Here is an 8,420-nt window from a genome sequence, read left to right on the forward strand (position 1 = left end):
CACATCGATAAACCATATCACAGCTATCATAGCAACAAACCACGAAAAATAGAAGTTGAATACAAATGACATGAAAAGCATCACAAAATAAAGTCTCACATCACCGCCCTCAATAAGTCTCTCAACGCCAAGCATCATAACAGGCACGAGAAGAAGGCATATAAGCCAAATGAGATTATACTGATATGCAAGCATATAATCGCACATGGAATAAGCCATTCCCATCACAACACAGAGTATGTCATTCAGCCATCCGTGCTGCATTTTATTTCTGCTGGTATGCGATAAGAAATAGGTCATAGTAACTCCGCAAAGTCCAACCTGAATACACATACTGACGATCATTCCCAGCTCCATATGTGAACCGCCGAACAAAACTGCTATTAGATTGACAGGACTTGCCAGATAATAAAAGAAATTAGTATAGAAATCATATCCTAGTCCCATGTCCCAACTGAAAAAAATTGATTTTCCCTGTCTTATCCTGCCTGATAATTCCACAAAAAACGCATAATACTGGGTATTAGAATCTCCAAGCAGTATAGTATTCTTTCCAAATGGATAACAGTCTGTCATCATCATATGTATCACTATACATATGATAGGAATCAGAAATGCCATTCCATACTTAACAATTTTTCTTGACCTGATTTTCTTTTTTTCCATAATTACTCCATCACTCCATATAACTTTGTATTTTTCCTTTTTCGACAGCATGTTGCATTATAAGTATCAATAACATAAGCAAGACCGCTGATATACTTATTCTCCATGACCAATGCTGAATCTTTGTCCCCTTATATTTTACAACAACTTTACCTGCCTCTGGCGAAACTGATATTTCTACCAATCCATCATTTAGACATTTGCTTACCGTCAGTTTCCGTCCATCAGCCATTATTGCTTCATATCCCTTATAATAATACTTTGGAACTATGCACTCCCCCGCAGTTTTACCCGCATCAAACTCATAGCTTCCGTCTGATCCATAGCGCCCCCGTATGTAAGTATCTTCGCACTTTACCATCCCGCTGCTTTCTGCTCCGACAGATGTTGCAAGATCCCCTTCTGCTGGAAGCCACTCCCAGAACCCTATGCTGTCTGTACTTCCTGCATTATCCGCATAACCTTCCGGATAGTTCACATAGCCACCAAGTTCTATATTCCATACCATATTCAGGCTAAAAATACCGATAAGTATGCTTCCAGCCGCACATAAACATGCATTTCTTCTGTATGATGGCAACAGCTTTATTATATCCACTGACTGAAGTGCAAGACCAAGTGCCACAAAGAATTCTGTGAACATATTCAGCCTCCACGGAAACTGTATACTGACAAATGGAGTTCTGTCGATAAGTTTCCATGGAAAAATCTTTGTCTCGCATACAAGAAGCACCGCCGCTGTCACAAGGCACATCAAAGCCTTTTTATTATATACTTTTTTATATATACTGACAAATACCATAAGTGCCAGTATTCCAATCTCAATGAATGCAACCGAATACTTTCCACTCACTATCGCGAGCAGTGTCTGAGTCTCCTCATGTGTGTAAAATGCCAGTTCATTGCTTACATAGAACCTTCCATCTGCAAATTGTTCAAGTACAGGAAGCCAATAATAACATGTAAGTACTGCACACGCAAGAGCTTCCATACACACAGCCCCAATAAGTCTTCTGCAAGCCGCAATTCTTTTCCATCTCGCACACACCCAGATTATTCCCATTACTACACATAATACAAAGCTTATCGTGTGTGAAAGCATAAGACACGAATATGATACACATAAAAGGCCTTTTCTACTGTGTCCCATCTCAGTCAGGTCGTAAAGAGCAAGAAACGCCAGTGGAATAAATACCATGGCAGCAATTTCGCCAAGTGCAAATCTGGTATATACATCCTCAAGATGATAATGTCCCATTGTGTAAAGCACCATAGTGACAACACCCGCGCAACGGCCTCTGCCAATGCTCCGCCCTGTATAATACGCAGTAAGTCCCGTACATATCATCAGTACATATATATATATCTTCATTGCAATCTCCGGTGATGCCCCCAGAAGTCTGAAGAGAACGGCTGGCAGCAAGAACAAATCAGGGTAAAATATTCCCATACCGTAGCCATACCCTTCCAACATAGTCTGATATATATATACAGGGTATCCCTGCCCTGACTTTAGCGCTTTGAGGATACTCTCCACCCTGAGCATATGAACCTGCTGGTCATCACCGTATGGCAGGCCTGTCTTAAAACAAGGGATCATACATACACCACTTATCAGAAGCACCAGCATTGCAATTCCCAGAATCTCTATTCTGTTTTTCTTTTTTCTATCACGCAGAATCTCCTCCCGGTCGTCAAAGCTCTGCCACATCATCCCCGGCAGTCAGTACGCATAAATATAAAGACAAACGGGGACAGGTATGGAATCTACTCTCACCTGTCCCCGTATTCTCAGTCATCTAAAACTGTTTATGACTCCTGCACATCTGTGCTATTTTTATTGGTATATCACCGGATATAATCCGTGTGACATGATTTCATCTTACTTAAAATACTCCACACCACTCTCGAATATCTTCTGGTTCTGGTCGCCGTATACGTTTACAGCTACAGCCTGTCCAATACGCTCCGAGTGACCCATCTTACCAAGGACACGTCCGTCTGGGCTTGTGATACCCTCGATCGCATAGTATGAACCGTTGACGTTGTAGTACTCGTCCATGGTTGGGTTGCCGTTCATGTCGACATACTGTGTTGCAACCTGTCCATTTGCAAAGAGCTTCTCGCACCATTCCTTGCTTGCAACGAAACGTCCCTCACCGTGTGAGATAGGAATTGTGTATACTCCGCCGAGCTCTGCCTTCTTCAGCCATGGGCTCTTGTTTGTTACAACCTTGGTGTATACCATCTTGGACTGATGACGTCCGATGCTGTTCATTGTCAGTGTAGGTGAATCATCTGTCTGTGGTCTGATCTCGCCGTAAGGCACAAGACCGAGCTTGATGAGTGCCTGGAATCCGTTACAGATACCAAGTGCAAGTCCGTCCCTCTCGTTCAGGAGCTTCATGACTTCCTCGGAGATCTTCGCATTACGGAATGCAGTTGCGATGAACTTACCTGATCCGTCTGGCTCATCACCGGCTGAGAATCCGCCTGGGAACATGATGATCTGTGAATCGCTGATTGCCTTTGCAAATGCGTCAACAGAATCTCTGATTCCCTGTGCTGTCATATTTCTGAATACTATCGTCTGTACGTCTGCGCCTGCTCTCTCAAATGCCTTTGCTGAGTCATACTCACAGTTTGTACCAGGGAATACAGGTATGAATACCTTTGGCTTGGCAACCTTGTTCCTTGATGTGTAAACTGTCTTGGCGTCGAAGAGTCCAGTCTTGATCTCTGTCTGTGGAACATTTGACTCTGTTGGGAATACCTTCTCAAGAGTCTTTGTCCATGCTGCAAGAGCCTCGTCCATAGTGATCGTGACATCCTTGTATGTAAATACAGGCTCCTTTGTAACCTTACCTATCTTCTTGACAGGAATTCCGAGCTGATCAAGATCTGCTGCCTTAACCTCAAGAATGATAGCGCCATAGTTCTTGGCAACAAGATCCTTCTTGCTGACTGTATCCTCAAGCTCAACACCGAGCTTATTTCCAAATGCCATCTTGCTGACAGCCTCTATGATACCGCCAAATCCAACTGCGTATGCAGACTGGATCTTGCCCTCCTTGATCTTCTTGTTCAGGAGGTCATACATGTACAGAACATTCTCATATACAGGTATGTCGTTCTCGTCTTTCTCTATATCCATCTCCACAAGAACATTGCCTGCCTTCTTGAGCTCAGGTGTCACAACGTCCATGTAGCTTGCCACGTCAACTGCAAATGATACAAGTGTTGGAGGTACATCTATATCATTGAATGTACCTGACATACTGTCCTTTCCACCGATAGACGGAAGTCCAAGTCCTATCTGAACATCATATGCTCCGAGGAGTGCTGCCAGTGGCTGTCCCCATCTGTATGGGTCTGTTCCAAGTCTCTTGAAATATTCCTGGAATGTAAGTCTGATCTTGCTTACATCTCCACCTGCTGCAGCTATCTTGGCTGCTGATGTAACAACCGCATATACTGAACCGTGATATGGGCTCCAGCTTGACAGATATGGGTCAAATCCGTAGCTCATCATGGTGATAGTGTCTGTCTTACCCTTGAGTACAGGCAGCTTTGCGATCATTGTCTGTGTAGGTGTGAGCTGATACTTTCCACCGTAAGGCATTGTGACTGTTCCTGCTCCGATAGAGCTGTCGAACATCTCCACAAGTCCTTTCTGTGAGCACACATTCAGATCTGACAGTGTATCGAGCCATGCCTTCTTGACATCCTCAGGCTCCTTAACTGAAGCAAAGTAATTATCTGCCTTGCTTGGAACTTCAACCTTGACCTGAGTCTCCTGATGAGCACCATTTGTGTTGAGGAATGCACGTGAGATGTTCACGATGTCCTTGCCTCTCCACTTGAGGATAAGTCTAGGCTCCTCTGTAACCTTTGCAACTACTACAGCCTCAAGGTTCTCCTCCTCAGCGTATCCGAGCATAGTGTCAACATCCTTAGGATCGACAACTATAGCCATACGCTCCTGGGACTCTGATATTGCAAGCTCTGTACCGTCAAGACCTGCGTACTTCTTTGGTACCTTGTCAAGATCTACCACAAGTCCGTCTGCCAGCTCTCCGATGGCAACTGACACACCGCCGGCACCAAAGTCGTTACACTTCTTTATAATAGATGAGACCTCTTCTCTTCTGAAGAGTCTCTGTATCTTTCTCTCTGTAGGTGGGTTACCCTTCTGAACCTCAGCACCACATGTCTCGAGTGAGTGTGATGTGTGAGCCTTGGATGAACCTGTTGCTCCACCACAGCCATCACGGCCTGTACGTCCGCCGAGCAGGATGATTACATCTCCCGGATCAGATGTGAGACGCTTTACAGCACGTCTTGGAGCTGCACCCATAACTGCTCCGATCTCCATTCTCTTTGCAACATAATCTGGATGATATATCTCATTTACAAGGCCTGTTGCAAGACCGATCTGGTTACCATATGAGCTATATCCATGAGCAGCTGTTGTGACGATCTTACGCTGTGGAAGCTTGCCCTCCATGGTATCTTTGAGTGACTTTGTAGGATCAGCTGCACCTGTAACTCTCATAGCCTGGTATACATAACCTCTTCCTGAAAGTGGGTCTCTGATAGCTCCGCCAAGACATGTTGCAGCGCCACCGAATGGCTCTATCTCTGTAGGATGGTTGTGAGTCTCGTTCTTGAAGAATACGAGCCACTCTTCCTCTACTCCGTCTACAACTACAGGGACAACTATGGAACATGCGTTGATCTCGTCTGACACTTCCATGTCATCGAGCTTGCCTGCTGCCTTGAGCTGTTTCATACCCATCAGGGCTATATCCATGAGACATACAAACTTGTCATCTCTGTCCTTGTACATCTCTTTCATCTCTGCTCTGTATGCATCAAATGTCTTCTCAAGAAGATCCTTGTAATCTCCGTCATCAAATTCTACGTCTGTGAGCTCTGTTGAGAATGTTGTATGACGGCAGTGATCTGACCAGTATGTATCGAGAACTCTGATCTCGGTCATGGATGGATCTCTCTTCTCCTCACCCTTGAAATAGTTCTGGATGTGAAGGAAATCCTTGAATGTCATGGCAAGTCCAAGTGAGTCATAAAGCTCCTTAAGATCTGCCTCTGCCATGTCCTTGAATCCGTCAAATATATGAACATCGGCTGGCTCAGGGAACTCTGTAACCAGAGTCTCAGGAATCTCCATACCGCATATTCTTGAATCAACAGGGTTTACACAGTAGTCCATGACAGCCTTCATCTGCTCGTCTGTCACGTCGCCCGAAAGTACATATGTTGTGGCAGTCTTGATAACAGGCTCCTCATCCTCTGCAAGAAGCTTTACACACTGCTCTGCTGAATCGGCTCTCTGATCGAACTGACCTGGGAGCGCCTCTACTGAGAACACCTTATCTGTGGCAGCAAGCTCAGGCTCACCCTCATAGATCACATCTACAGGCGGCTCAGCAAATACTGTCTCAAGAGCCTTTGCATATGTCTCATCTGATATGTTCTCAATATCATACCTGACAAGCACTCTCACATACTCAGCCTTGATACCCAGATAGTTCTTAATCTCTTCGTGAAGTTCCTTCGCCTTGACCGCATAGTCAGGCTTTTTCTCAACATACACTCTCTTGACCTTACTCATGTCATACCTCCATAGTAAAAGCGTTTTTGTTATTTCAATTCTTTAATAATAGCATTTATCTTGTTTTTTTTGTAGTAGTTTTTATCTTTTTGCCGATTTTCAGCTTATTTAAGTATAAAATTGTATCTTAACCCTGCATTTTCACCAAATATGTCATAACTTTTCCATGCTAGTTATGCAGTCTTCGTATCATCTTAAATATCACCGAATTCTGGTATATCATAGGTGAATTCTGACAGTAGAATATGATTCCATCCGTCGGTGCGTATATGTCCGTCGTATTCTCGCCCGTCATCGGATTGATGATATTTGCAATTATGTCGCCTCGTACAACCTCGTCTCCCGGCTGGACAAGCTTCTTGAAGAAGCCGGCGGCATGCTCGGACCTTATGCTGAGCAGATCCTCCTCGTCCATGATGGTGGAAATGTATCCCGCATGGCAGTTGTATCTTATAACGCCCATACGTGTCAGGAATCTGAGCACTGAGGACACCGCCTGATTGGCACTCTCACCATTGATGGTGTCGGTAACTCCCGAATATACCGAGAAAGCCTCCGTGCCGCGCATCTGCCAGTTGTAGTTGAGCGTTGCCTTATCATATGATCTAGGCTCCGCTGTCAATACATACGGCATACCGAACTGGCTGGCAAGGCTGTTGCTCTGCTTGCCTGTCTCTATCATCCTGACGTGCGGGATAAACTCACCATCCATATAGAAGCTCGCAAACTGTATTCCGTATGCGTAGCCGGTGACCTTCTCCATCACCGCCGCTGCAATACGGCTTGTCGCCTGACCTTCAGGATTGCCTGGGAATGATCTGTTTATATCTGAATTGTCTGTTATCCAGTATTTCTTGCCCACATTGAACGAGCTGTAATTGATTGATGGTATCAGAAGTATCTTCTTCCCTGATACTATGGCGCCCCTCGCCTCCAGCTCCCCAAGCTTTTTTGCCAGAAGTGAGCTTATGTAGAGCTGCTGAAATTCATTTCCTCTCATGGCACCAACTATGCATGCAGCCTTGTCTCCGCTGCCATAGGAAAATCCCTGTATCTCGTACTCTCCTCTGTAGGCTGTATTCATGGAATATATGATCTCTTTATTCATGGCCACCTCCGAAAATTCTGGCCACAAGTGACCCCTCTTCTATAACCGGATATTCTCTCAGCGAGAACACAATGCCGCTTCTCGGCGACCTGATGGTCTCCTCCACCGAGCCCGTGAGCACATTTACAATTCTTCCTATGATCTCTCCCTGCTGTATATATTCTGAGTGCTTTGCCACAGGAAGGAAGATTCCGCTGCTCTCAGCATTTACAAATACAACATCCTTGTCTTTTGCAAATTTAGGCTTATGTGCAGTCTCGACTTCGCCCTGCCATATTCCCATCTTCTTCATAAGAGAGAACAGTCCGTCCACTATCTGGTTCGAGTAATCGTAATCTATCTTGAGGGCAACGCCGGACTCCACTACCATACTCTTGACTCCGATCTCGTTGAGGGCATGTGCAAGACTTCCCTCCATGACCGTAGACGACGGATGTATCCATACAACATCCACATTCATGCACGCAACATACGGAGCAAGATCCGATGCCACGTCAGAATTAACCCTGACCTGTGGGATCTCCTTGATGTACACACTGCTGGAATGGACATCAACACAAATGTCCGCCCCCTCTATGTCCTTCATGACCTTTGCCGCTGTGTACTCTCCCACAGTTCCGTCCTTGGAACCCGGGAACAGAGTGTTCATATCAATGTCAAATACCGGCACATCCCTGTACTGCGCCTCAAGTCCCATCGGATTGATAAATGGATATACATCCACGATTCCAGTAAGCTTGTCAAAATCCTTCTTGATCCTTCTGATCAGGTCATAACATATGTACTGTCCGGCAACCTCATCCCCATGTATACCGGACACAATACACAGCCTCTTTTCATTTCCAGTTGGGAAATCCGGAGCCAGATGGTTCTTCTTCACCCTCATGACTTCCCCGATCAGCATGTTAGCTGATACTACAGTTTCTATCATATTTTGTCCACCTTGTATTATTTATTCGTTAGTAATTTTGCAAATTATCCCGGTACATAAAGAAAAGCAGGGTACTTGCC

The 8,420-nt window shown here is 45.0% G+C and carries 5 protein-coding genes; all 5 read right to left on the minus strand.

Annotated features, from left to right (window positions below; genetic code table 11):
- Positions 1–666, minus strand: a 666-nt coding sequence (locus tag CCU_RS03240; protein WP_208895947.1) for a YfhO family protein, incomplete at its 3' end; no start/stop codon positions are given.
- 10 nt (positions 667–676) lie between these two features.
- Complete coding sequence (locus CCU_RS03245; protein ID WP_208895948.1) at positions 677–2,380, minus strand: DUF6541 family protein; 1,704 nt, start codon at positions 2,378–2,380, stop codon at positions 677–679.
- A 168-nt stretch (positions 2,381–2,548) separates the two neighbouring features.
- Positions 2,549–6,301, minus strand: coding sequence for a phosphoribosylformylglycinamidine synthase (locus CCU_RS03250; protein WP_015533547.1), 3,753 nt, complete (start codon positions 6,299–6,301; stop codon positions 2,549–2,551).
- Positions 6,302–6,470: 169 nt separating this feature from the next.
- Entirely contained in the window at positions 6,471–7,409 is a 939-nt protein-coding gene (locus CCU_RS03255) for a M14 family metallopeptidase (protein WP_015533548.1), read from the minus strand.
- The gene (locus tag CCU_RS03260) at positions 7,402–8,340 is read right to left on the minus strand and encodes a M14 family metallopeptidase (RefSeq protein ID WP_015533549.1); all 939 of its coding nucleotides are present in this window, start codon (positions 8,338–8,340) and stop codon (positions 7,402–7,404) included. The genes CCU_RS03255 and CCU_RS03260 overlap by 8 nt, the downstream gene beginning before the upstream one ends.
- Between the last annotated feature and the right edge of the window lie 80 nt (positions 8,341–8,420).

Source organism: Coprococcus sp. ART55/1 (genome assembly GCF_000210595.1).
GTDB lineage: Bacteria > Bacillota > Clostridia > Lachnospirales > Lachnospiraceae > Coprococcus > Coprococcus aceti.

Excerpts from the sequence above, each read along its gene's own strand:
- CCU_RS03260 (WP_015533549.1), bottom strand. The coding sequence starts at position 8,340 with ATGATAGAAACTGTAGTATCAGCTAACATGCTGATCGGGGAAGTCATG.
- CCU_RS03245 (WP_208895948.1), bottom strand. The coding sequence starts at position 2,380 with ATGATGTGGCAGAGCTTTGACGACCGGGAGGAGATTCTGCGTGATAGA.
- CCU_RS03250 (WP_015533547.1), bottom strand. The coding sequence starts at position 6,301 with ATGAGTAAGGTCAAGAGAGTGTATGTTGAGAAAAAGCCTGACTATGCG.
- CCU_RS03255 (WP_015533548.1), bottom strand. The coding sequence starts at position 7,409 with ATGAATAAAGAGATCATATATTCCATGAATACAGCCTACAGAGGAGAG.